Genomic DNA, 22,699 nt, shown 5'->3' with positions numbered 1-22,699 from the left:
ATTTCTCCGGGAACTTCCCGCCCAGACGCAATACGCCCGGAAGCCGTGGATCGGCTCCGGGCGATGCCGGTTCAGGCGACCGGTTCCGGATTGTCTTCGATCACGCGGACAAAGGCGCCCTCGTTGTAAGGGTAACCAGCCTTTGTGATCTTGACACGGACAATTTTTCCGACCATCGATTCGTCGGCAGGGATGACGACTTTCATGTAGTTGTCTGTATAACCTTCGTAAAGCCCGCTTTCCGGATCTTGCTTGAACGGTTCTTCCGGAATCATTTCAAGAACCTGGCCCTCGTAGGCAGATGCATACTCCTTCGCCAGTTGGCCATTAAGCTCAAGCAGGCGGTGGACACGTTCGTTCTTCACTTCTTCGTCGATCTGGTTATCCATCCGTGCAGCAGGCGTTCCGATCCGCATTGAATACGGGAATACATGGAGTTCTGCAAAACGGTGGTCACGGATGAACGTGTAAGTCTCCATGAATTCTTCTTCCGTCTCGCCCGGGAAACCGACAATGACATCAGAAGTCAGGGCAAAATCAGGGAGCGCTTCACGAAGCCGCTCCAGACGATCCGCAAAGAAGGCCATCGTATATTTCCGGCGCATCCTCTTCAGCACGGTGTCCGAACCTGATTGGATCGGAATATGGAGGTGGCGTACGACGATATTGGACTCCTTCAGCACGCTGATCACTTCATCGGTCAGCTGGCTGGCCTCGATCGAAGAGATCCTGAGACGCTTCAGCCCCGGGACTTTTGCTTCGATGTCCCGGAGAAGCTGGGCAAGATTATAATCTTTAAGATCTTCCCCGTATCCGCCGGTATGGATGCCGGTCAGCACAATCTCCTTGTATCCTGCTTCGACAAGCTGCTGTGCCTGGCGGACGACTTCCTCCGGGTCCCGTGAACGCATCAGGCCGCGAGCCCAGGGAATGATGCAAAAGGTGCAGAAGTTATTGCATCCTTCCTGGATCTTCAGGGATGCACGTGTCCTGTCGGTGAACGCAGGGACATCCAGTTCTTCATAGACACGGTTTTTCATGATGTTGCCGACCGCGTTGATCGGCTGGCGCTCACGCCGGTACTGCTCAATGTAGCCGAGCAGTTTTGTCCGGTCCTGGGTGCCGACGACGATGTCCACGCCCGGAATCTCCATGATTTCGGCGGAGGACGTCTGGGCATAGCAGCCGGTGACGCACACGACGCCATCCGGATTGGTCCGGATGGCGCGCCGGATTACCTGCCGGCTTTTTTTGTCACTCGTATTCGTGACCGTACATGTATTGACGACGTAGACATCTGCCTGGCCCTCAAACTCCGCCCGCTCATAGCCGGCGTCTTTGAAAAGCTGCCAGATGGCCTCCGTCTCATAGTGGTTTACTTTGCAGCCCAATGTATGAAAGGCAACAGTCGACATGGGGCTCACCTCTTTCCTTCTATTTCGCTTGAAATGGCGGACAGCGCATAAAGCGGTGCCGTCTCTGCCCTGAGGATGCGTGGTCCGAGCGCAATTGGCCTGAATCCCGCTTCACGGAAACGCTCCGCTTCCGCACGGCTGATGCCGCCTTCGGGACCGAAGACGGCCAATACCTTCTGTCCATGATACACGTTTTCAAGCAGAGCGGCAATCGAGCCCCCGCTCCGGTCCTTGGCGGCTTCCTCATCCGCAATGAGAAGCAGATCGAATGACTTCGCAAGACGGATCAGGCCGTCCAGACCGGACACCTCCGAAATATCCGGTATGATGCTCCGGTGCGACTGCTCCGCCGCTTCCTTTGCGATCTTTCTGAGCCGGTCGACCTTTTTGCCGCTTTTTTTGCTGTCCCACTTCACAATGGACCGCTCCGCTTCAAAAGGAATCAGGCCGGTCATCCCCAGCTCCGTTCCCTTCTGTACGATGAGGTCCAATTTATCTCCCTTTGGAAGACCTGCCGCAACCGTCACTTTGACAGGCATCTCATTGGAAGGGAGTGCTTCTCCGTCCCTGCGGATCGCCACCTCGCCGTCTGCGAGTGCAATAATTTGAGATTCAAAAGCCTCACCGCCGGATACCGCGATCAGCCTCCCGCCTTCGGACATCCGCATCACCTTCGTGATATGCCTTGCATCATCTCCGGAAATCACCGCACGGCCGTTGGCGTCGAATGGTGCATCAAGAAAGTATCTCTGCATCCTGCCCACCTGCTTCCGGTTTCCGGGCGATGATGGCGGTCCAGTCTTCCATCACCATCACTTCCTCAATTCCGAAGCCGGAAGCTGCAAGCGCATCCTTCACATCATCCTTTTTCTGGGCGATGATACCCGAAGTGATGAAGAGGCCTCCCGGCTTCAGGACCCGGTAGGCATCTTCGGTGAAAGTGACGATCACTTCAGCCAGGATATTGGCGACCGCGACATCCGGACGGCCATCGTATGCATCCAGCAGGTTGCCCTGACGGACGTCGATCTGTCCGGCCAGCCCGTTCAGAGCCGCGTTCTGGCGGGCTGACTCTACAGCCACCTCATCCAGATCGAGTGCTGTGATCCTGCCGGCGCCGAGAAGCGCGGCACCGATCGACAGGACACCTGAGCCCGTGCCGATATCGACCACTTCGTCACCTTCCCGGACGGTCTTTTCAAGTGCCTGCAGGCACATGACTGTTGTCGGGTGTGTTCCCGTGCCAAATGCCATGCCCGGATCAAGCTCGATAATCAGCTCATCCGAGCCGAGCCTCTCATATTCTTCCCAAGTCGGCACGATTGTGAACCGCTTCGAAATTTTGACCGGGTGGTAATAGTCCTTCCAGGCAGTCGACCAGTCCTCCTCATCCACTTCCGACTGGGTGACAGAGTTCGGGCCGATATCGAGCCCGTAGGATACCAGATTGGAAATTTCGTTTTTCAGTTCATTCACCGTCTCGGGAAGGAAACTGTTCACCGGCAGATAGGCTTTGACAATGGCCCCCTCTGCCGGATAATCCGCCCTGTCCAGTTCATAAAGTTCGCCAAACCGGGTATCATGCTCGAGATCGGGTTCCCGGGAGTCTTCGATCACCACTCCGCTCGCTCCGGCTTCATAAAGGAGATTCGATACGGCCTCGACAGCCTCCGTGGAAGTATGCACCGCGATTTCCGCCCATTTCATGTAAATATCCGCCCTTTCAGTCACCCTTGAATGTACGCTTCAGACGATCAAAAAGCGAACTTTGATATTCGTCCGGAACATCTCCGCTGACAGCGGCAAAGTCCCGCATCAGCTGTTTCTGCTTTTCGGTCATCTTCGTCGGGGTGACGAGCTTGATGATGACGTGCTGGTCGCCCGTCCCGTATCCATGGACGTTCGGAACGCCTTTGCCCTTCAGGCGGAACGTGGTTCCCGTCTGTGTTCCGGCAGGAATCTTCAGCTTGACCTTGCCGTGTACAGTCGGGACCTCAACTTCATCCCCGAGGGATGCCTGTGCAAAGTTGACCCGAAGTTCCAGAAGGATGTCGTCGCCTTCGCGGACAAAGCGCTCATGCGGCCGCACACGGAATTCCACGTAAAGGTCGCCTGCCGGCCCGCCGTTTACGCCGGGTTCGCCCTGGCCGGAAACGCGCAGCTGCTGGCCGTCCTCGACGCCAGCCGGGATGTTGATCTTGATTCGTTTGCGTTTAGTAACACGGCCCGCACCGTGGCATTCGGAGCATTTCTCCGGGATGATTTTCCCTGTGCCCTGGCAGTTCGCGCATGGCCGGCGGTTGACCATCTGGCCGAACGGCGTCGTCTGCGTGACGCTCACCTGTCCTGAGCCCCCGCACTCCGAGCAGGTGCTGACGCTCGTGCCCGGCTTGGCTCCGTCGCCGCCGCAGGTGTCACAGGTCTCTTCCTTATTGACATCAATTTCTGTTTCCTTGCCGAAAACGGCATCCATGAAGTCGATCGTCATCGTATAGGAGAGGTCCGCGCCCTGGCGTGGCGCATTCGGATCGCGCCGTCTGCCGCCGCCTCCAAAGAAGGTGTTCAGAATATCGTCAAAGTCGAATCCTGCGGCACCGCCGCTGAATCCTCCGCCGCCGAATCCGCCCCCGCCGAAACCGCCCGCTGCATCGGCATGACCGAACTGATCATAACGGGCACGCTTGCTTTCGTCACTCAGGACTTCATAGGCTTCGGCAATTTCCTTGAACTTTTCATCGGACCCTTCTTCTTTGTTCAGGTCCGGGTGATATTTCTTGGACAGTTGCCTGTACGCTTTCTTGATTTCATCTTTACTTGCAGATTTCGTGATACCAAGCACTTCATAGTAATCACGCTTGCTCATAGTCTCACTCCTGACTCCCTTACATGACAATCATTGTACCATGCGGAAAATGGTCTTTCAAAAACGTTAAGATGACAGCACTGCCGCCCCTTCGGAATCTGTTCATATCCCGACGCACGGCTTTAAACAGTAGAAAAGCCAAAGCCGAAACACCGACTTTGGCTTTTCCGAGGGCGGATTATTTATTGTTCTTGTCATCGTCGACTTCTTCGAAGTCTGCGTCGACGACGCCGTCATCGGAAGATCCGCCGTCTTGCTGATCCTGCTGGGCCTGGGCCGCGGCCTGCTCATACATCTTGACTGACATCTGCTGGACAATTTCCATGAGCTTGTCTTTCTTCGTGCGGATGTCTTCAATGTCATCTTTTTCGAGAGCGGCTTTCAGCTCATCTTTCGCTTCTTCAGCCTGCTTCTTTTCCTCTTCGGAGACGTTGTCGCCAAGGTCGGAAATCGTCTTTTCAGTCATGAAGACCGCCTGGTCCGCTTCATTGCGGAGTTCGGCCTCTTCCTGACGCTTCTTGTCCGCTTCGGCATTTGCCTCCGCGTCCTTGATCATTTGTTCGATTTCTTCGTCGGACAGTGTGTTATCGGACTGGATGGTGATTCGCTGCTCTTTGTTCGTACCCAGGTCCTTCGCCTTGACGTTGACGATACCGTTTTTGTCGATGTCGAATGTGACCTCGATCTGAGGAATGCCGCGCGGTGCAGGCGGGATATCGGTCAGCTGGAAGCGGCCGAGCGTCTTGTTGTCGGCTGCCATCGGGCGCTCCCCTTGGAGAACGTGGATATCCACGGCCGGCTGGTTGTCCGCAGCCGTCGAGAAGACCTGAGACTTTGAAGTCGGGATCGTCGTGTTGCGGTCGATCAGCTTGGTCATCACGCCGCCCATCGTCTCGATGCCGAGGGAAAGAGGCGTCACGTCAAGAAGAACGACATCCTGCACGTCACCAGAGAGTACTCCGCCCTGGATGGCAGCACCCATCGCGACCACTTCGTCCGGGTTTACACCGCGGTGAGGTTCTTTGCCGGTCGCTTTCTTGATCGCATCCTGAACGGCAGGGATCCGTGTGGAACCGCCGACGAGAATGACTTGGTCGAGCTCGCTTGCGGAAAGGCCTGCATCTTTGAGGGCCTGGCGTGTAGGAACCATCGTGCGCTCGACGAGGCTTGCTGTAAGTTCGTCAAATTTCGCACGGGAAAGCGTCGTCTCAAGGTGCAGCGGGCCTGCTTCCCCTGCCGTGATGAACGGCAGCGAGATTTGCGCGGAAGTCACGCCGGACAGGTCTTTCTTCGCCTTTTCCGCTGCGTCTTTCAGGCGCTGCATCGCCATTTTGTCCTTGGACAGGTCGATGCCGTTTTCCTTCCTGAACTCTTCCACGAGCCAGTCCATGATCGCCTGGTCGAAGTCGTCGCCTCCGAGCGCATTGTCGCCCGCTGTCGCGCGTACCTCGAATACTCCGTCGCCCAGTTCGAGAATCGAAACGTCGAACGTACCGCCGCCGAGGTCATATACGAGGATGGTCTGCTCGCTGTCTGTTTTGTCAAGCCCATAGGCAAGGGCAGCAGCCGTCGGCTCGTTGATGATCCGCTCGACTTCGAGGCCGGCGATGCGGCCGGCGTCTTTCGTCGCCTGGCGCGCTGCGTCATTGAAGTAAGCCGGAACCGTGATGACTGCTTTGCTGACCTTTTCTCCGAGGTAGTCTTCCGCATACCCTTTAAGATATTGAAGGATCATCGCAGAAACTTCCTGCGGGGAATAGTCGCGATCTTCAGCTGACACTTTTTCATTTGTGCCCATCAGGCGCTTGACCGACATGATTGTATTCGGATTGGTGATCGACTGGCGTTTTGCCACTTCACCGACCTGGCGTTCGCTGTTCTTGAACGATACGACGGAAGGAGTCGTCCGGTTGCCTTCCGGGTTCGGAACGACTTTCGGCTCGCCGCCTTCCAGTACCGCTACTACAGAGTTGGTTGTTCCAAGGTCGATCCCGATGATTTTGCTCATTTTCCATTCCTCCTAAAATCAATGCATCGTGAAGCATTTATGCAAGTTGTTTATTCATTTATTCGTTTACTTTTACCATCGAAGGACGCAGGATCCGATCCTTCAGCATATACCCTTTCTGGAGTTCCTCCAAAACGGTATTGGACGGCTTGGAGTCGTCCTGGCCCTGCATGACGGCATGGTGGAAGTTCGGATCAAACTCCTTGCCTTCCGCCTCGATCTCCTCGAGCCCTTCCTTTTCCATGGCGGACTTGAAGGATTGGTAGATCATCTCCATGCCTTTTTTGAGGGCAAGCGCATCTTCGGACTTCACTTCCGCATCAAACGCACGGCCGAAGTTGTCCAGTACCGGCAGCAGTTCAAGCATTAGCCGCTGAGAACGGTATTTTTCGGAAGCCTGCATGTCCGCAGCTGACCGGCGCTTGTAGTTTTCAAAATCTGAGAGCAGACGAAGATACCTGTCTTCTTTCTGATCCAGCTCTTCTTCCAGTTCGGCAATGCGGGAGTCGGTTTTACCTTCGTTTTCCTGCTCTGCCCCTTCAACCGCCGTGGCTTCAGCTTCTGAAGTGCTGGCTTCCTCAGCCAGGTTTTCTCCCTCAACCGCAGCCGTCTTGACGTTCTCTTCATTCATCTCTTTGTTTTGATCATTGGACACGAAAAAACTCCTCCAAACTCTCATACTAACCGTTGTGTTGTTTGGGAGACATCATTTGAGATGCCGGCCCAATTCACGGGAGAGTCCCCGGCTCATGTAGTCGAGTACGGACACGACCCGCGCATAGTCCATCCTTGTCGGACCGACAATGGCGATCGCGCCCTTTCTTCCCTCTCCCGCTGTATAAGAAGCAGTGATGACACTGCAATCTTCCATGGCCAGGTGGCCGTTCTCAGAGCCGATGCGGATATGGATCCCATCAGCGCCGAGATCGAACAGCAGCGCGGCAAGCGGTTCGTCTTCCATATAGTGCATGACCTGGCGCGCCTTTTCGGGATTATTGAATTCCGGCTGGGTCAGCATGTTCATACGGCCGCCGAAGAACAGGCGCTCTTCCTCATTCGTGGCACTGATCGACTCGCGGAACGACTTGAACAGCTCGCCGTACCGGCCGACATGGCGGCGGAATATGCCTGAGATCTCGGTCTGCATCCGCCGGTCGATCTCATGGAGCGGAATGCCGACCAAGTGCTCATTGAGGATATTCACCATCCGTTCGATGTCGGAAGGATGAATCTCCTCCGGTATGTGGAAATTCCGGTGTTCGACGTGGCCGCCGTCCGTGACGATGATTGCAACCGCATAGTCATCGGACAGGGGGATAATCTGGAACCGTTTCACCTTGTGCTGACCGACATCCGGGCCGAGCAGAACGGACGTATAGGACGTCAGTTCGGACAAGATGTCGGCAGTCTTCCGGATAATCAGTTCCGTCTCCAGCAGCCGGTCGTCAAAGATGGAGCGTATCCGCTCAAGGTCCGTCCTTTCCAAGCTTCTGGTTCTCAGCAGATGGTCCACATAAAAGCGGTATCCCTTCTCGGAGGGCACCCTTCCCGAGGATGTATGCGTCTTTTCCAGAAGACCGAGTTCCTCAAGGTCTGCCATATCATTCCGGATAGTCGCCGCGCTGAACGGCACCGTTTCAAGTTTGGATAGTTGGCGCGATCCGACAGGCTGGGCCGACCGGATAAACCCGTCGACGATCGCTTGCAGAATATGCAATTGGCGCTCTGTCAGCAAGATCATCACCTCTGTTAGCACTCCGTTTTATCGAGTGCTAATATATACCCAATTTATCAAAAGCCATTCCGTCCGTCAATCAAACTGCGTGCGTTATCCGAGGAACTCCTGGAACACTTCATTGCCCAGGAAAATGCCCTTCCTCGTAAGACGGACGGATTCTCCGTCTGCCGCGAGCAGGCCCTGGTCTGAGAGTTCACGGATCTGGGAGCCGTATACCTCTTTCAGTTCCTTGCCGAACCGCTCCCTGAATGCGTCAAAGCGAACACCTTCTGTCATGCGGAGACCGAGGAACATCTCCTCTTCCATCTCTTCACTTGCAGTCACTTGGTGTTGCTCAAAAATCGGACGGCGGCCCTCCCCGACTGCATTCATGTATTTCTTGAGCGGACCATGATTGGAGTATCGGATGCCGCCTGCATATCCATGCGCACCCGCTCCGGCGCCGGCGTAGGAACGATTCTGCCAGTAGAGCTTGTTGTGGACCGATTCATAGCCTTCTTTGGCAAAGTTGCTGATTTCGTACTGTTTTAGGTCTGATGCCGACATACGTTCCATCAGCTTCAGGAACATATCCGCTTCCAGGTCTTCGCCGGGCAGCGGCAGCAGATCTTTGTTCATCAGGTTATAGAAGATCGTTTTGGGCTCCACGATCAGTGAATAGGCTGAGTAGTGCGGGAGTCCGAGCGAAAGAGCACGGTCGAGTGTGTCTTCCCACTGTGCCATTGTCTGTTCGGGCAGTCCGTACATCAGGTCGATGCTGAGATTTTCAAAACCCGCTTCCCGGGCCTGCCGGACGACGCGCTCCGCATCATTCGGGCTGTGGGTGCGGCCCAGCCGTTCCAGGAGTCCGGCGTCGAATGACTGCACACCGATGCTTAGCCTCCTGACTCCGTTTTCCCAAAGGATGGCAAGCTTGTCCGGGGTGAGTTCATCGGGATTGGCTTCAGTGGAAAACTCGATCAGGCGGTCTTTGGGGACGGCGCTATCAATATGGGCAAAAAGCTTTTCCAGCTGCCGGTCTTCAAGGGCTGTCGGGGTCCCGCCGCCCAGGAAGATGGTAAGCGGCCCGCTGCTGCCGAATATCCCTTCCCCGCTCATCATCCTTAATTCTTCGCCAAGGCAGTCAATGTATTCATCAACCGGCTGATTTTTGAAAAACACTTTGTTAAAATCACAGTAAAAGCAGATCTGATGGCAGAAAGGGATATGGATATAGAGACCGTCTGTCATGATGGATTTCCTTCTTTCATGCGAAAAAGGAGGCGGCCGCCTCCTTTTCCGGTGTTAGGATTTGTCCTCGTCCATGCTGAGGACGGCCATGAAGGCTTCCTGCGGCACTTCGACCGAGCCGACCTGCTTCATTCGCTTTTTCCCGGCTTTCTGCTTCTCCAGAAGCTTCCGTTTACGGGAAATGTCGCCGCCGTAACATTTGGCAAGGACGTTTTTGCCCATGGACTTGATTGTCGAGCGCGCCACGATCTTGTTTCCGATGGCCGCCTGTACGGGCACTTCAAACTGTTGCCTCGGGATAAGTTCCTTGAGCTTTTCCACAATCGCCTTGCCCCGCTCATAGGCGAAGTCCCGGTGGACGATAAAGCTGAGTGCATCCACTTTCTCGGCGTTCAGGAGGATATCCATCTTCACCAGCTTGCTCGGACGGTACCCGATCAGTTCATAGTCGAACGATGCATACCCTTTTGTATGGGACTTCAGCTGATCAAAGAAGTCATAAACGATTTCGGACAGCGGGATCTCATAGATGATGTTGACCCGAGTCGAATCCAGATAATCCATCGTCATAAAGTGGCCGCGCTTCCGCTGGCACAGTTCCATGACAGCCCCGACGTAATCGTTCGGAACCATGATGGAAGCTTTGACATACGGTTCCTGGACCTCTTCGATTTTCTGAGGATCCGGCATCAGCGACGGGTTGTCCACCTTCAGGACGGATTCGTCCGTCATGACGACATCATAAATAACACTTGGTGCGGTGGTGATGAGGTCGATCTTGAATTCACGCTCGATCCGCTCCTGGATGATCTCCATGTGGAGCAGGCCGAGAAATCCGCAGCGGAAGCCGAAACCGAGCGCCTGGGATGTTTCCGCCTCATAGGTCAGCGCAGAATCATTCAGTTCCAGCTTCTCCAGTGCTTCCCGCAAGTCATTGTACTTGGCCGTATCAATCGGATAAAGCCCGCAGAAAACCATCGGATTAAGCTTCCGGTATCCCGGGAGAGGTTCATCCGCCGGATTCGAGGCGAGTGTGATGGTATCCCCCACTCGGGTGTCCCCCACATTTTTGATCGCCGCTGTCAGGTAGCCGACATCGCCAACGGTCAGTTCGTCGCGTTTAGTGGCTTTTGGCGTGAAGACGCCTGCCTCCACGACTTCGAATTCCTTTCCGGTCGCCATCATGCGGATCTTGTCCCCGGGCTTTACCGTCCCTTCGACAATCCGGATGTAGGCGACGACGCCCCGGTACTGATCATAAAGAGAATCGAAAATGAGTGCCTTCAGAGGCGCTTCCGGATCTCCGGTCGGTGCCGGTACTTTTTCTACAACTTGTTCAATGATCTCTTCGATGCCGATTCCCGCTTTGGCTGAAGCATGGACGGCTTCGGAAGCATCCAACCCGATCACATCTTCAATCTCCTGCTTGACCCGCTCCGGGTCTGCAGCAGGAAGGTCGATCTTGTTGATGACCGGCAGGATCTCCAGGTCGTTGTCAAGCGCCAGATACACGTTTGCCAGCGTCTGGGCCTCGATTCCCTGTGCCGCATCAACGACAAGTATGGCCCCTTCACATGCAGCCAGACTCCGTGAAACTTCATAAGTAAAGTCGACGTGCCCGGGTGTATCAATGAGGTGAAGAATATATTCTTCACCGTCTTTCGCCTTGTATTTCAGCTGGATGGCATTCAGTTTGATCGTGATGCCCCGCTCACGCTCCAGGTCCATCGAGTCGAGGAGCTGGTCTTTCATCTCCCGTGAGGTCAGGGTTTCAGTTTTCTCCAAAATTCGGTCGGCCAGCGTGGATTTCCCGTGATCAATGTGGGCGATGATCGAGAAATTCCGGATGTGGTCCCGCCGTGCAAGTCGTTCTTCGCGATTCATGTTGTCCACTCCTCTGTAAACTAGTTTGAATTATAACAGTGGACAAAACATGATTCAATCGGGGCAGTATGAGAAAGCCATTGTTTTTGCCTGACGGTTACTCTCCTGCCAGCACCTGCGCCGAGGCTTTTGCTACTATGGCTGCTGTCCGGTTAAGCTCTTCCTCCGTATTTTCCGTCCCGCCCATCTCGATCAGCAGCACGTTCGGACCGAGGTCCTGGTTGTAGATGCCGTCGACCCCGTGGCCGCTTTTTCTGAAAATCCCCTTGGAAATGCCGGGTACGAGTTCGTTCATCCTTGCCGAGATCCTTTCCGCCAATTGCCGGTTTGCCTCATGGCCTCGATGATCTTCCCCGATGACGAAATAAACTTTTGCATACAGCCCGTCCGAATGCTCCAGTGTGGTTTTGCTTCTGCCGAGGGAATCCCTGTGGATGTCCATGACAAGATCATAGGTTCCTGCCTGCATCTGCTTTTGCACATAGGGCCTTATCGCCTTATAGGCGCGGCTGTGCGGAACTCCGTTTCGGCTCATCTCGCCTGCGTTGTCATAATTCATGACATCGAGTGTAATCCCGTTCATTCCGAAGTGGGAACTGAATGCCTCGCCGAGGTTCATGATATTCTCCTTGCTGTGCGAGACGGCGGTTTTCCCTTCCTTTGCCTGAAGAATCGGCGCAAACGCTTCGTGGGAATGGGTAAAGTACATCAGCGCCTTCCCGTTTCCTCCCGGTTCCGCAGGCTCCCCATCTTCCTCCACCTCAAAGTCAAACAGGTTGGCAGCGTAGACGAGCCTGCCTGATTCCGGTGCGGCCTCACGGACATCCGTCTGCAGGCCGGGGATCTTAACCGTGATGAACGGCATAAGGAACAGGAATAGGATGAGCCATGTATAGAACTGCCACTTTTTCTTCATCAAAAGAATCCCCCCTCCCGCACTATATGGCGGAAGCAGGGGATTCAGAACCGGGCGCTGCGGGCGACAGCCATTTCACGACGCCTGCCGATACAAGTGTTGCGTACTGCAAAATCCACGTGTCGGTCTCCTTCGGCGTGACGAACATGCTTTGCTCGTCCGATGAAAGAACTTCCTCGAACAGTTTCTGCTTATCTTCCTTCGACCATTGGGACCATTCTCCGAAAATCGGCTTGAGCACCGTTTTGTCGGTTTCTTTTGTTTTGTCGTGAAGCCATGGCGTGACGGCAAGAGCGGAGGAAGGAGCATTTTTCTCTTCTATTTTAGCTGCGATGTAGTTAAACACCGACTCAATCGCGTCGGACACCATGACAGGGCCGTCCACGACCGTCGGGACACCGATTGCAGTCACCGGAATTCCGAGGACTTCCTTCGAGATCTCTTTCCGTTCGTTGCCGACACCGGATCCCGGATGGATGCCGGTGTCCGTCAGCTGGATGGTCCTGCACAGACGCTTGCTGTCTCTTGCCGCCAGTGCATCAATAACAATGATCAGGTCGGGACTGATTTTGGTTGCCAGGGCATTCACAAAATCGCTGGTCTCAAATCCTGTCTGGCCGGTCACCCCCGCCGCGTAGGCGATCAGGCCGGGATCCTCCGAATAAAAAGCCGGGACGGCATCCTGAAGCCTGTCGATGGCATAGGGACCGACCGCGTCCGGCGTAACCGAACGGTTGCCGAGTCCCACGACGAGCACTTTTGGATTTTCAGGCAGGCCCAGCGGTGTATGCATCTCCCGCAGTTTGTCTGCCAATAGCTGTTCCAGTTCCACGAAGCCTTCCGAATCATCGGCTGTGAGGCCTGGAGCCGTAAGAGTAATATAGGTGCCGGATTTTCTGCCGATTTTTTCTGCGCCATTTTCGTCCACACGGATTTCCGTCACGATAAAACGGCCCTTCCGCTTTTCGCGGAAGTCGATGCCACTGGATTCTTTCAGTTTTTCCTTGTCCTTTTCGGTTCGGTGCCTGACCATTTCTTCCGTTTCGTCAAGCAGGTCCGTCCTTCCGAATTGCAACATGTCGCTCACCTCCAAATCAGTATGCCCGGGTGTCAAGGGAATATTCTTTGCGTTTCCTGATTGCAATCAACCTTCAGTTTTGATAGAATGTTGTCTGTTGCATAAAGGCAGGCCCGGACGACGGGCCGCTTCATGATCCGACCTTGAATGGAGGTGAATCCATTGGCAAACAGCAAACAAGCGATTAAACGAATCCGCCAGAACGAAACAGTCAGCGCACAAAACGCAACGCAGAAATCCGCGATGCGTACGGCGATGAAAAAAGCGGAAACGGCGATTGCCAACAATGACGAGAACGCACAAGAGCTTCTGAAAGATGCGATCCAAAAACTCGACAAAGCGGCAAACAAAGGGCTGATCCACAAGAACACTGTGGCCCGCCAAAAATCCCGCCTTACGAAAAAAGCCCAGTAATCGATGCTTGGCTTAAGACCGTCCTGATCCGGCCTGCTGGATTCGGGGCGTTTTTTTATGGACAACCCTACTATGCCTCATGAAATTCTTCTTATTCCGGATTGGTATGCAAAAAAACTCCCCGAAAATCCTTTCGCTTAAGAAATGCGAAGCATTTTCGGGGAGTTTTGCGGCTTGGCCATGCCATCAGGTTTCGTTAATCACAGAACCTGTGAGAGTGGCATCTGCTTTTTTTCTGCAGGCCTGAGGTAACGCCAGTAGACGACTTTTTCCGTTTCATCGACGCAGACGGCGATGGTAGTATGGATAAACTTTTTCGAAAAGATGTTTCTGAAGCCGACCGGCCGGTATTCCCAGCGGTCCAGTTCTTCTTCCCATTTTTCATATTCGTACACCGGCAGCATGCCCGCCACTCGTTTTTTCAGCCCGACTTTTCTTTTACGGTTAATCAGAATAGCTGTTGTTTCGGAACCTACCTTAATGACTGCATATTTGTATTCTTTCCTGAGCAAGCCGTGGATTTGATCATCCAACATTTTAATCACCTCATGGGAAGTTGTGGGTGGGTTTAACTTGGGCAGTGGCTTGGGCATTAACATGACTTTTATCAAAAGGCTCAGGGGCGGTAGACCATAATTTACACGTACTATACCCCGATTCAATCAGTGAAGCAACCCTTTAGAAATTATCTTTTTATTAAAATTTGAGGAACTTCCGGAACCCCTCCAAAAGGCGTATCACCTCATGGATTCAAGCTCAAAAAAAGACTGCAGTCCGGGCCTTTGGGCACGGTTCTGCAGTCTGTTCATTTCGTTTCGCTTACCTTCTGCATCAGCACCAGTTCGAGAACCCGTTCCCGGTTTCCTGATACCGTTTTAAGCCTGAGATCGGCGTCTGCGAGCCGGGAAAGCGTTATGAGCAGGCGGGCATCATCTGCCAGTTTCCGGTTTTCCAGAATCAGTTTGACCCGGTACGGGTGCACCTTGAGCTGCTTGGCGATCTGGTGCTGCTGGTAGCCTTTCTTCTTCAGGGCGTTCACCTGGATCATGAGCCGTACCTGATTGGCCAGAAGTGCGTTCAGGCGGATCGGCTCCTCCTTGTTCTGCAGAAGATCCCTGTAGATCGTGAGCGCCCTGGACGAGTCTCCCTGCATATAGGCATCGAGCAGTTTGAATGCATCGTCTTCAGGTGTCTTGGCCACAAGCAGGCTGACGGTGTCCTCACCGATGTCCCTTCCCTCTCCGGCATACAGCGCGAGCTTCTCCAGCTCCGAACGGAGACGGACCAGATCTTCTCCGGCCGTTTCAATCAGCAGCCGCACGGCACTTTCCGTGACGCCGCTTCCAAGGCGGGACGCCTCCTGCTTGACCCACGTTTCGACGTCATGGGTTTTCAGCGGTTCTGCTTCCATGCAGACGGCGTGCTTGCGGAACGCCTTCACCACTTTTTTTCGGGCATCCAGCTTTTCATAGGGGGCGAGAAACAGAACGACTGCACTTTCCGGAGGGTGGGCAAGCCAGTCCATCAGCCTGTCCAGGTCATGTTCCACTTTTTCCTTCGCCTTGTCGGCCGCTTTCAGAAACGACGCGTTTCTTGCGATAATCAGTTTGCGGTCACAGAAAAACGGAAACGTATCCGCTTCTTCTATCACCGCTTCGACCGGTGTTTCGTCCAGATCGAACGTGGTAAGTTCCGATGCGGCGGCATCGGGCATGGCATCCTTCAGCCGCTTCTCGGTTTCATCAAAAAAATACATTTCCGGACCACTGACAAGGTAAACCGGGGCAATCTCCCCTTTGGCCATGTTTCTCCAACTATCCGTAAACATCGTGAACACTCCGTTTCGCTTGAGCCTGTCCTTTTATTATACATGAAGCTGTACCGCGCCACAGTTTGTGAAAGTTTCATGAACCTCGTGTCATCCGGCAAGGATTACCCTTAACAGGATAGCTTTTTTCTATGTCATCCCTTATAATATGGGGGAACCATAGGAGGGGTAGCAATGAACGAATTCGAACAGAACCCGCAGACGAAGCGCAACGACGTCATCGACTCGGGCATTGGCTTCATCGTATCCTTTGTATTCTTTTCGCTGATCTTCGTCATTGCGACAGTTATTGAACTCGTTGCAGGCTGATCAGGGCGGAGGCTTCCGGCAAACCGGAGCCTCCTTTTTTATTTTCCTGATGATCGGTGATGCGTGACCGTCATGCCCTTTTCGGGATGGAAAGAATAGGTCATCGTTCCGTAATCCGCAGTGGAAACGGCGGGAAGTCCGGAATGGCTGAAACGTTCCGTGACTTCCGGGTGCGGATGGCCATACCTGTTTTCCCTGCCGGCGGAGAAAACGGTGATTGAGGGCCTGGCTGCCTCGATAAACGGCACACTGCTGGATGTCCGGCTTCCGTGATGGCCGGCCTTGAGGAGGGTCACCGGGAAAAGATTCCCGTACTCCCCGACAATCCTCTGTTCTCCTTCTTCCTCCAGGTCCCCCGTGAACAGTACGCGAAACGGTCCGTATTCCAGATGCAGGACGAGAGAGTCGTTATTTCCGCTGTATTCTGACTCAAATGGGCTGAGGTAACGGAAATGGATGCCCCCTTCCGTCCACCCTGTCCCCGCAGCCATCTCCCTGACCGGAATGCCTTTGTCCGCCGCAACCCCGATCATATCCGCATACCCTTCCTCCCCATTCGTTCCCGGTCCAATATGGATCTCGTCCGCCCGGATTTCCTTCAATACTTCATCCGCTGCTTCCGCATGATCCGCATCGGGGTGTGACAGGACGAGCTTGTCCACCCCGGTGATTCCCCTGCCCTTTAAAAACGGCACGACAACCCGCTCGCCGACGCCGGTTCCGCTTTTCACCTCCTGCCCCTCCTCCCCGCCGAAGAGAAGCCTTCCACCCGTATCGATAAGGATGACGCCGCGTCTGTATGGAAGTTCAACCAGTGCGGCGTCTCCCTGTCCGACATCGATGAAGGTGACATGAAGCGAGGGATCCGTGTATGGAACTGCATGGACAAGCAAGCAGGATGAGGCGAGAACAGCTGCCGCCGACCAGGCTTTGCGTCCTTCCAGAAGACAAAAAAACATCAGTACTGCCGCAATAAGCAGGAAAAGCGACGGCGGGTCCGGCCTGCCCGGTGTCCAAACACTCATCGGCAGTTCCGCGCACATCAGGATCAGTCCGGACAGTGCTTCGCGGAGCGGAACATAGATGCCAAACAACATCCCGGCCAGTTCCGGAAAAAGAAAAGTCAATATGAGCAGAATCAGGTTGGCAGGAAGGATGACAGCTGAAAACAGAGGGACGAACAGCAGGTTGGCGGCAAATGATGAAAGGGATGTCTCGAAGAAATGATAGAGGAGCACCGGTGTGACCGCGACCTGGCAAATTACTGTGACCAGCCATGCCTGGTGAAGGGCACTCCGTGCCGAAGAAAGGATGGTGGAAGAATGGATCAGCGAGAATGCTGCCAAATAGCTCATCTGGAAACCGGGTTTTGAGACGGCTTGGGGGTTGATGAGCAAGAACAAAATCATCCCGGCGGAAAGAAGAATATCCATACGGGGTTTTCCGGACTTTGATTCCGGAATCAGAAGCATCAGGGAGATGAGGACAGCCCGCCATACGGGCGGTGCTCCGCCGGCCAGTATCGCATAGACGGGAAGGAAGAGCATCAGGCCGGTCCTCACAATATGGGTTCTGACTCCCAGCCTGAGCAGGCCCTCCCTGAGCAGAAAAATCAGGATCCCGACATGAAGGCCGGAAATGGCAAACAGATGGGTGATCCCGAGTCTTCTATATGCCCGTTCGTCATCCGGGGCGGTGGCTGAGCGCTCGCCGATGATGAGTGCTTCCGCCTCCGCAGCGACCGATTCGGGAAAGTGTGACCGGATGTGGCTGCCCAGAGCCTCTCTCCATCTTCTGACCGCGGCGGACATTCCGGGTGCCGGACCTGCCGGCTCGGCATCCTGCAGCCTCAGGATGCCGGATGCCCCTTCGGAAAGCAGCCACTTTTCCATGTCAAAAGCGTAAGGATGGGCGGCAGGATCCGGTTCTTCCCTCTCTGACCTGATGAGGAAACGGTGACCGGCAATGCCTTCAAGAAAAAAACGGTCCCGTTCTTCTTCAGAGCGGAACCGGTAATTGACATACCATCTGTTGCCTGCGGGATCTTCTGCGAATCCTCTCAGAAGGCCGCCCGATTCCGACACTTTGTCCGTCCAGACAATCTCATCCGGTACGGACGGCCAATGATCCGTTTTTTTATCCAGGCTAAACCAGGCATATGAGGCTGCAGTGATTCCCATGAACGCCAGCCAGACGGCCGGGGGTTCCCTCTTCACGGCTGCGACCGCGGCGACAGGCAGCAGCAATGCCATAAACAGTGGAGAGACCGTACTTGCGGCAGCCGCAGCCAGGACAGGCAGCGCCAAATACATAACAGGATTTCCGATCAGCCTCAGCCGAATAGCGTTTTCACCTTCCTGTCATATGCCTCAAGCTCTTCCTCAGGCGTTCCGGCATCCTTCAGCCTGCCCAGAAGTTCTTCATAGAGCCCGATTTTCTCCTCTGCAAGAAAATCGACTTCGCGCTCCTCAAACGGAACCTTGAGCACCCGCACTCCGGCCTGCTGGAGAAGCTGCTGGGCATACTCATTGTTTTTATAATCCTCTGCATAGACCAGCTTGGATATCCCGGCCTGGATGATGGCTTTCGTGCACTGGAGGCACGGGAAATGGGTGACATAAATTTCTGCACCCGCAACCGGCGATCCGTATTTTGCACACTGCAGAAGCGCGTTCATCTCGGCATGGATCGTCCTGACACAATGACCGTCGACGACATAGCACCCTTTATCGATACAATGGTCGCCTCCCGATATCGATCCGTTGTAGCCTCCGGCGACAATCCGGTTGTCTCGGACGATCGTCGCTCCGACCGACAGTCTCGTGCATGTGCTCCGGAGTGCCAGCAGATGGCTCTGCGCCATGAAAAATTGATCCCAACTAATCCGCTCCATGAATTCCGCCTCCTGTAACTTTGCAAATCACTTATCCTCAGTGTATCGGTGTGCGCGCCGGGATTCAATGTCATTTTGCGGTGATGAGATCCTCGAGGGCGGCAAATGTCTTGTCACCGATCCCGGTGACATCCATGAGGCCTGCCGGATCATCAAAGGCCCCGTGCTCGCTGCGGTGGGCGATGATCGCTTCGGCCTTTGCGGGACCGATTCCCGGAAGGGTCATGAGTTCTTCTGCCTCCGCAGTATTGAGGTTCACCTTTCCTTCATCCGCTCCATAGACAGACGGCAGCAATGCGCCTGCTTCTTCGGAACCCTCCGGCATGAGGAATGGCACATAAATGACCATCTCATCCCGCAGCCTCTCCGCATGGTTGATCGCATCCGGCACTGCGTCCGGAAGGAAGCCGCCCGCCCTGGCGACAGCATCAATGACACGGTCCCCTTCCTCTGCCTTATAGACGCCCGGCTTTTCGACAGCCCCCTTCACATCAACAAAAATGACCGCTGCGGACGAATCCGCACGGTCATCGGCACTGATCGGGTCCATCCCGTCAGAAACTGGTATGAATGAATCCGCAGGCACGCCTGCGGTATGGCTCTTCGTATACAGGATAAACGTCAGGATCAGGACGGAAGCCGCAATCGGGGGGATCAGCTTCCTCCAGTTCATCTTCAGCCATTCCAAGAAAACGTTCCCTCCCGGGGATGGCGGTTCATGGAGTCCCCTTCACTATACCTGAAGTCCGACTATTTGGAAAGCTTCATTTTACAGCATGGAAAAAGATTCGTTCGCTGTTTTCAGATGGCGGGTCACCCGTCCAATCAGCGGTGACCGAACGGATGGTAAACCCCGTCTCTTCCAAAAGACGGTTGTAGGTATCCGGCGTGAAGGTCCGCTGCAGATGAAATTCCTCATGACGTTCATAGAGCCCGTCCTGCCGCCGTATGAAAAAGCTGATTTCCGATTCAACGGAAAGCGGCTCATCCCCGGGATACGTATGCCAGATATACGAAACATCTTCCAGGTCCGCAGTGAATGGCCCTTCAAGGAACAGTTCTGTCATCTTATAGGGGGAGTGGACATCAAACAGCAGGCGGCCCCCGGGATTCAATGCATCGTAGGCGTGCCTGAACACCGCGGCCACTTCCTCGGCCTCCGTCACATAGTTCAGCGAGTCGATTGCAATGACCGCCACATCATATCCGGAGTGCCCTTCCATCTCCTGCATCGGCTGCTCAAAAAATTCGCCATCAAGCCCGGATTCCCCAAAACGTTCCCTTGCAGCTGCAAGCATGTCCCCGGACAGATCAATCCCTGTCACCCGGAAACCGTCACGGGCAAATCGTTCTGTCAGCACCCCCGTGCCGCATCCGATGTCCAGCAGCCTCTGGCCTCCTGCGGGCCCGGCGGCCTCAAGGACCCGTTCGGCATAGCGGCCGTATGGGATGTCTTCCATGAGCAGGTCATAGACCGAAGCGAATGCCCGGTAGGATTCCCCATTCATTGATTTTCCATTTCCAGTTCCGGCGCATCTCCCCACAGGCGCTCAAGGTTGTAATATGCCCGCTCGTCCTTGTGGAAAACATGGGCAACCACATCGCCGAGGTCGACGAGGATCCAGCGTGCAGAGTCGAATCCTTCGAGCCGCTTGACGTTGTAGCCGGCTTCTTCCGCCTTGTCCTTGATCTCGCGGGCAATCGACTGCACCTGCCGGTCCGAATTTCCGTGGCAGATCAGAAAATAATCAGCAAGGAGCGATACCCCCTGCATGTTCAGAACGACCATATCGGCCGCCTTCTTATCATCAGCGGCATTGTATACCGTTTCAAGCAATGTCTGGTTTGTCATCGGTTCAAAGCACCCTTTCCTAGCGAGAGACTATCGTTGTAGCAGCGGAGCGTATCCGGATGGATGGCGGCGCGGACAGAGGCCAGGTACTGCAGATTGTGTGCACTGCAAGCCGTGAGCGCTGCGTCAAGCGAGCGTTCAGCCTCCGCCCTCAGATTCCCTGCACCCGGAAAATCCCTGCCCGGCTCAATCATGTCGGCAATGTATATGATTTTTTCAAGACGGGACATGCCGGCGCGTCCTGTAGTATGGAACCGGACGGCGGCCAAGATATCGGGATCCCGGATCCCGAATTCGTCCCGGGCGATAACTGCCCCGGCCGGGCCGTGCCACAACTCATGATGAAATTCGAGGACGGCGGCGGGATCCCCTTCAGCTTCCGTGATTCGCTTCAGCTCTTCCTTCGGCATGGCTTTCGCCACATCATGAAGGAGTGCGGCGGTCTCCGCTTTTTCTTTGTTTTCCCCGAAACGGTCCGCGAGAATCATCGCTGTTTCCATCACCCGCAGGACATGCTGATACCTGCCGGAAGGAAGTCGCCGTGCCACCTCGTTTTTAAGACGATCAGATTCCATATAATCCCTCCTCGCGGATAAAGCGGATCACCGGATCCGGGATCAGATATTTGACCGAACGCCCCGTTTCCAGCTTTTCCCTCAGTATGGTCGAGGACAGATCAATCTGAGGAATGCCGACCATTCTGACAGGGTAGCGGCCTGATGCACTGCTTCCCGGACGGGGGACGCCGATAAACTCCACTTTCTCAACAAGTGAATCGATGTCATGCCAGGTATGCAGGTTCTCGATGCTGTCGCCGCCGATGATGAACGAAAAATCGGTGTCCGGATCCCGTTCATGGAGCAGATCCATAGTCCTGGACGTGTATGAAATGCCACCCGACTCCACTTCGATTGGCTCGGCCGTAAAATCCGGGTTGCCCCTGATAGCCAGTTTTGTCATCTCGAGGCGTTGCCATGCGTCCGCATCGCCTTCCTTCAGTTTGTGCGGCGGTACGGCGTTGGGCATGAAGCGGATTTCATCGAGGCCTGCAGCGTCGCGGACGCCTTCGGCAATCATCAGATGGCCGATATGGGGCGGATTGAACGTCCCGCCCAGGATTCCGACCTTCCTCCGCTCACTCACCCGGAAGCACGAGACGCTTGTTGTCCCTCGACTCCCGGTAAAGAACGATCGTCTTGCCGATCAACTGAACGAGCTCGGCACGGGTCCTTTCGGAAAGCACCTGTGCGACGTCCTCTTTTTCCTCCGGTGCATTCTGAAGAATGGCCACCTTGATCAGTTCACGTTTTTCCAGCGCTTCGGAAATACCGCTGATCAGTTCATCGTTGATACCCTGTTTCCCTACCTGAAAGACGGGCTGCAGATGGTGCGCCTCGCTTCTTAGGAACCGTTTCTGTTTTCCGGTCAGCATATTGTTTCCTCCGTTTCTGCTATCAGCCGTTTTCTTGTTCCAAGCGTGTCCGGCATAAGGCCCGTCCATTCATTGAAGGCAAGCGCGCCCTGCCAGATAAACATGCCAAGGCCGTCCACGATTTCATTTCCGTTGTTCATCGCCGCTTTCAGGAAGTCGGTGTGAAGGGGGCTGTAGACAATATCCGCAACAACCGCGTCCGGGTTCAAGTGGTCCACGGCGACCGGCAGTCCGCTTGTTGCGGTCGACATGCCGACCGGGGTCGTCTGGATGATTATTCCGAATTCTCCAAGCCTTCCTGCCGCTTCTTCCAGCCCAAGTGCTTCGCCGCCAATCCGCTCGCAGAGTGCCTCTGCCTTCGCCACGGTGCGATTGCAGACAGCGATCTTCCCATACCCGCCTTGCAGCATGGCAAGGGCAATCCCGTTTGCCGCACCGCCGGCACCGATGATCAGCACACGGTCATTTCTCCGGGCACTGCCGATCCGCTCCTCCAGTGAACGGACAAAACCGGGCCCGTCTGTATTCATCCCCAGTAGGCGGCCGTCCTGGAGGACCTTGACGGTATTCACCGCCTGCATCTCCGCAGCAAGCGGATCCACTTCGTCAAGATAAGGGATGATGGCCTGCTTGTGAGGCACCGTCACATTCCATCCGGAAGCACCGAGGCGGCGGAGTGCGGCAACAGCGTCGCCTACCGTTCCTGCCGGGACATGGATCGGGACATAAGATGCATCGATGCCGTTTTCCCTGAACCACTCCTCATGCATGGCCGGTGATTTGGAATGGGAAACCGGGTCACCGATGACTGCATACCATTTTTTCATTTTGTTTTCCCC

At 54.8% G+C, this 22,699-nt stretch carries 24 protein-coding genes; 2 read left to right on the top strand and 22 right to left on the bottom strand.

From position 1 onward, the window contains the following. Positions 1–71: 71 nt before the first annotated feature. The 11 genes from mtaB to gpr form a co-directional block, all read right to left on the bottom strand. Entirely contained in the window at positions 72–1,415 is a 1,344-nt protein-coding gene (gene mtaB / locus AV656_RS02035; protein ID WP_063178303.1) for a tRNA (N(6)-L-threonylcarbamoyladenosine(37)-C(2))-methylthiotransferase MtaB, read from the bottom strand. A 5-nt stretch (positions 1,416–1,420) separates the two neighbouring features. After that, positions 1,421–2,170, bottom strand: a complete 750-nt coding sequence (locus AV656_RS02030) for a 16S rRNA (uracil(1498)-N(3))-methyltransferase (protein WP_063178301.1) — start codon at positions 2,168–2,170, stop codon at positions 1,421–1,423. Further along, positions 2,151–3,122, bottom strand: coding sequence for a 50S ribosomal protein L11 methyltransferase (gene prmA, locus AV656_RS02025; protein ID WP_063178299.1), 972 nt, complete (start codon positions 3,120–3,122; stop codon positions 2,151–2,153). Before prmA ends, AV656_RS02030 begins: the two co-directional genes overlap by 20 nt. Positions 3,123–3,138: 16 nt before the next feature. Further along, positions 3,139–4,278, bottom strand: a complete 1,140-nt coding sequence (gene dnaJ, locus AV656_RS02020) for a molecular chaperone DnaJ (RefSeq protein WP_063178297.1) — start codon at positions 4,276–4,278, stop codon at positions 3,139–3,141. A 178-nt stretch (positions 4,279–4,456) separates the two neighbouring features. Further along, positions 4,457–6,286, bottom strand: a complete 1,830-nt coding sequence (gene dnaK, locus AV656_RS02015) for a molecular chaperone DnaK (protein ID WP_063178295.1) — start codon at positions 6,284–6,286, stop codon at positions 4,457–4,459. Between the two features lie 58 nt (positions 6,287–6,344). After that, positions 6,345–6,965: a nucleotide exchange factor GrpE gene (grpE, locus tag AV656_RS02010; protein ID WP_082818566.1), complete on the bottom strand. Its 621-nt coding sequence runs from the start codon at positions 6,963–6,965 to the stop codon at positions 6,345–6,347. A 27-nt stretch (positions 6,966–6,992) separates the two neighbouring features. Continuing rightward, complete coding sequence (gene hrcA / locus AV656_RS02005) at positions 6,993–8,021, bottom strand: heat-inducible transcriptional repressor HrcA (protein WP_063178293.1); 1,029 nt, start codon at positions 8,019–8,021, stop codon at positions 6,993–6,995. A gap of 93 nt (positions 8,022–8,114) precedes the next feature. Next, complete coding sequence (hemW, locus tag AV656_RS02000; RefSeq protein WP_063178291.1) at positions 8,115–9,254, bottom strand: radical SAM family heme chaperone HemW; 1,140 nt, start codon at positions 9,252–9,254, stop codon at positions 8,115–8,117. Positions 9,255–9,308: 54 nt separating this feature from the next. Continuing rightward, entirely contained in the window at positions 9,309–11,138 is a 1,830-nt protein-coding gene (gene lepA / locus AV656_RS01995) for a translation elongation factor 4 (protein WP_063178283.1), read from the bottom strand. Positions 11,139–11,235: 97 nt separating this feature from the next. Further along, positions 11,236–12,054, bottom strand: a complete 819-nt coding sequence (gene spoIIP / locus AV656_RS01990) for a stage II sporulation protein P (protein ID WP_156484776.1) — start codon at positions 12,052–12,054, stop codon at positions 11,236–11,238. A gap of 22 nt (positions 12,055–12,076) precedes the next feature. Then, a complete protein-coding gene (gene gpr, locus AV656_RS01985) occupies positions 12,077–13,132 on the bottom strand; it encodes a GPR endopeptidase (RefSeq protein WP_063178279.1) in 1,056 nt (351 codons plus the stop codon). Positions 13,133–13,294: 162 nt separating this feature from the next. On the opposite strand from gpr, the gene rpsT reads away from it, so the two are divergent. Further along, complete coding sequence (rpsT, locus tag AV656_RS01980) at positions 13,295–13,546, top strand: 30S ribosomal protein S20 (protein WP_063178277.1); 252 nt, start codon at positions 13,295–13,297, stop codon at positions 13,544–13,546. 200 nt (positions 13,547–13,746) lie between these two features. On the opposite strand, the gene AV656_RS01975 is transcribed toward rpsT, so the two are convergent. Then, entirely contained in the window at positions 13,747–14,082 is a 336-nt protein-coding gene (locus AV656_RS01975) for a hypothetical protein (RefSeq protein WP_063178275.1), read from the bottom strand. 269 nt (positions 14,083–14,351) lie between these two features. Further along, positions 14,352–15,374: a DNA polymerase III subunit delta gene (gene holA, locus AV656_RS01970; protein WP_063178273.1), complete on the bottom strand. Its 1,023-nt coding sequence runs from the start codon at positions 15,372–15,374 to the stop codon at positions 14,352–14,354. A gap of 174 nt (positions 15,375–15,548) precedes the next feature. On the opposite strand from holA, the gene AV656_RS16025 reads away from it, so the two are divergent. Continuing rightward, on the top strand, positions 15,549–15,683 hold the full coding sequence (locus tag AV656_RS16025; protein ID WP_082818565.1) for a YqzM family protein: 135 nt from the start codon (positions 15,549–15,551) through the stop codon (positions 15,681–15,683). A gap of 38 nt (positions 15,684–15,721) precedes the next feature. Here the strand turns inward: AV656_RS16025 and AV656_RS01965 are convergent, their stop codons facing one another. The 9 genes from AV656_RS01965 to aroE form a co-directional block, all read right to left on the bottom strand. Continuing rightward, a complete protein-coding gene (locus AV656_RS01965; protein ID WP_082818564.1) occupies positions 15,722–17,995 on the bottom strand; it encodes a DNA internalization-related competence protein ComEC/Rec2 in 2,274 nt (757 codons plus the stop codon). Between the two features lie 20 nt (positions 17,996–18,015). Further along, positions 18,016–18,576: a ComE operon protein 2 gene (locus AV656_RS01960; protein WP_063178271.1), complete on the bottom strand. Its 561-nt coding sequence runs from the start codon at positions 18,574–18,576 to the stop codon at positions 18,016–18,018. A 70-nt stretch (positions 18,577–18,646) separates the two neighbouring features. After that, entirely contained in the window at positions 18,647–19,264 is a 618-nt protein-coding gene (locus tag AV656_RS01955) for a helix-hairpin-helix domain-containing protein (protein WP_063178269.1), read from the bottom strand. A gap of 76 nt (positions 19,265–19,340) precedes the next feature. Then, complete coding sequence (locus tag AV656_RS01950; protein WP_063178267.1) at positions 19,341–20,084, bottom strand: class I SAM-dependent DNA methyltransferase; 744 nt, start codon at positions 20,082–20,084, stop codon at positions 19,341–19,343. Continuing rightward, positions 20,081–20,428: a ribosome silencing factor gene (gene rsfS / locus AV656_RS01945; protein ID WP_063178265.1), complete on the bottom strand. Its 348-nt coding sequence runs from the start codon at positions 20,426–20,428 to the stop codon at positions 20,081–20,083. Before rsfS ends, AV656_RS01950 begins: the two co-directional genes overlap by 4 nt. Then, positions 20,425–21,003 (bottom strand): bis(5'-nucleosyl)-tetraphosphatase (symmetrical) YqeK, encoded by a 579-nt coding sequence (gene yqeK / locus AV656_RS01940; RefSeq protein WP_063178263.1) that lies wholly within the window; start codon positions 21,001–21,003, stop codon positions 20,425–20,427. The genes rsfS and yqeK overlap by 4 nt, the downstream gene beginning before the upstream one ends. Beyond that, positions 20,993–21,571, bottom strand: coding sequence for a nicotinate-nucleotide adenylyltransferase (locus AV656_RS01935; protein WP_082818563.1), 579 nt, complete (start codon positions 21,569–21,571; stop codon positions 20,993–20,995). Before AV656_RS01935 ends, yqeK begins: the two co-directional genes overlap by 11 nt. Continuing rightward, complete coding sequence (gene yhbY / locus AV656_RS01930; RefSeq protein ID WP_063178261.1) at positions 21,564–21,860, bottom strand: ribosome assembly RNA-binding protein YhbY; 297 nt, start codon at positions 21,858–21,860, stop codon at positions 21,564–21,566. Before yhbY ends, AV656_RS01935 begins: the two co-directional genes overlap by 8 nt. Continuing rightward, a complete protein-coding gene (aroE, locus tag AV656_RS01925; protein WP_063178259.1) occupies positions 21,854–22,687 on the bottom strand; it encodes a shikimate dehydrogenase in 834 nt (277 codons plus the stop codon). The genes yhbY and aroE overlap by 7 nt, the downstream gene beginning before the upstream one ends. Between the last annotated feature and the right edge of the window lie 12 nt (positions 22,688–22,699).

The sequence above is a fragment of the Bhargavaea cecembensis genome, from assembly GCF_001619585.1.
GTDB lineage: Bacteria > Bacillota > Bacilli > Bacillales_A > Planococcaceae > Bhargavaea > Bhargavaea cecembensis_A.
This window is presented reverse-complemented; position numbering and strand designations above follow the sequence as displayed.

Coding starts and splice junctions, on each gene's coding strand:
- dnaK (WP_063178295.1), bottom strand. CDS start 6,286: ATGAGCAAAATCATCGGGATCGACCTTGGAACAACCAACTCTGTAGTA.
- yqeK (WP_063178263.1), bottom strand. CDS start 21,003: ATGGAATCTGATCGTCTTAAAAACGAGGTGGCACGGCGACTTCCTTCC.
- hemW (WP_063178291.1), bottom strand. CDS start 9,254: ATGACAGACGGTCTCTATATCCATATCCCTTTCTGCCATCAGATCTGC.
- spoIIP (WP_156484776.1), bottom strand. CDS start 12,054: ATGAAGAAAAAGTGGCAGTTCTATACATGGCTCATCCTATTCCTGTTC.
- grpE (WP_082818566.1), bottom strand. CDS start 6,965: ATGAGAGTTTGGAGGAGTTTTTTCGTGTCCAATGATCAAAACAAAGAG.
- holA (WP_063178273.1), bottom strand. CDS start 15,374: ATGTTTACGGATAGTTGGAGAAACATGGCCAAAGGGGAGATTGCCCCG.
- prmA (WP_063178299.1), bottom strand. CDS start 3,122: ATGAAATGGGCGGAAATCGCGGTGCATACTTCCACGGAGGCTGTCGAG.
- AV656_RS01965 (WP_082818564.1), bottom strand. CDS start 17,995: ATGTATTTGGCGCTGCCTGTCCTGGCTGCGGCTGCCGCAAGTACGGTC.
- AV656_RS01975 (WP_063178275.1), bottom strand. CDS start 14,082: ATGTTGGATGATCAAATCCACGGCTTGCTCAGGAAAGAATACAAATAT.
- aroE (WP_063178259.1), bottom strand. CDS start 22,687: ATGAAAAAATGGTATGCAGTCATCGGTGACCCGGTTTCCCATTCCAAA.
- dnaJ (WP_063178297.1), bottom strand. CDS start 4,278: ATGAGCAAGCGTGATTACTATGAAGTGCTTGGTATCACGAAATCTGCA.
- AV656_RS01960 (WP_063178271.1), bottom strand. CDS start 18,576: ATGGAGCGGATTAGTTGGGATCAATTTTTCATGGCGCAGAGCCATCTG.
- rsfS (WP_063178265.1), bottom strand. CDS start 20,428: ATGACAAACCAGACATTGCTTGAAACGGTATACAATGCCGCTGATGAT.
- AV656_RS16025 (WP_082818565.1), top strand. CDS start 15,549: ATGAACGAATTCGAACAGAACCCGCAGACGAAGCGCAACGACGTCATC.
- lepA (WP_063178283.1), bottom strand. CDS start 11,138: ATGAATCGCGAAGAACGACTTGCACGGCGGGACCACATCCGGAATTTC.
- yhbY (WP_063178261.1), bottom strand. CDS start 21,860: ATGCTGACCGGAAAACAGAAACGGTTCCTAAGAAGCGAGGCGCACCAT.
- AV656_RS02030 (WP_063178301.1), bottom strand. CDS start 2,170: ATGCAGAGATACTTTCTTGATGCACCATTCGACGCCAACGGCCGTGCG.
- AV656_RS01950 (WP_063178267.1), bottom strand. CDS start 20,084: ATGAATGGGGAATCCTACCGGGCATTCGCTTCGGTCTATGACCTGCTC.
- mtaB (WP_063178303.1), bottom strand. CDS start 1,415: ATGTCGACTGTTGCCTTTCATACATTGGGCTGCAAAGTAAACCACTAT.
- gpr (WP_063178279.1), bottom strand. CDS start 13,132: ATGTTGCAATTCGGAAGGACGGACCTGCTTGACGAAACGGAAGAAATG.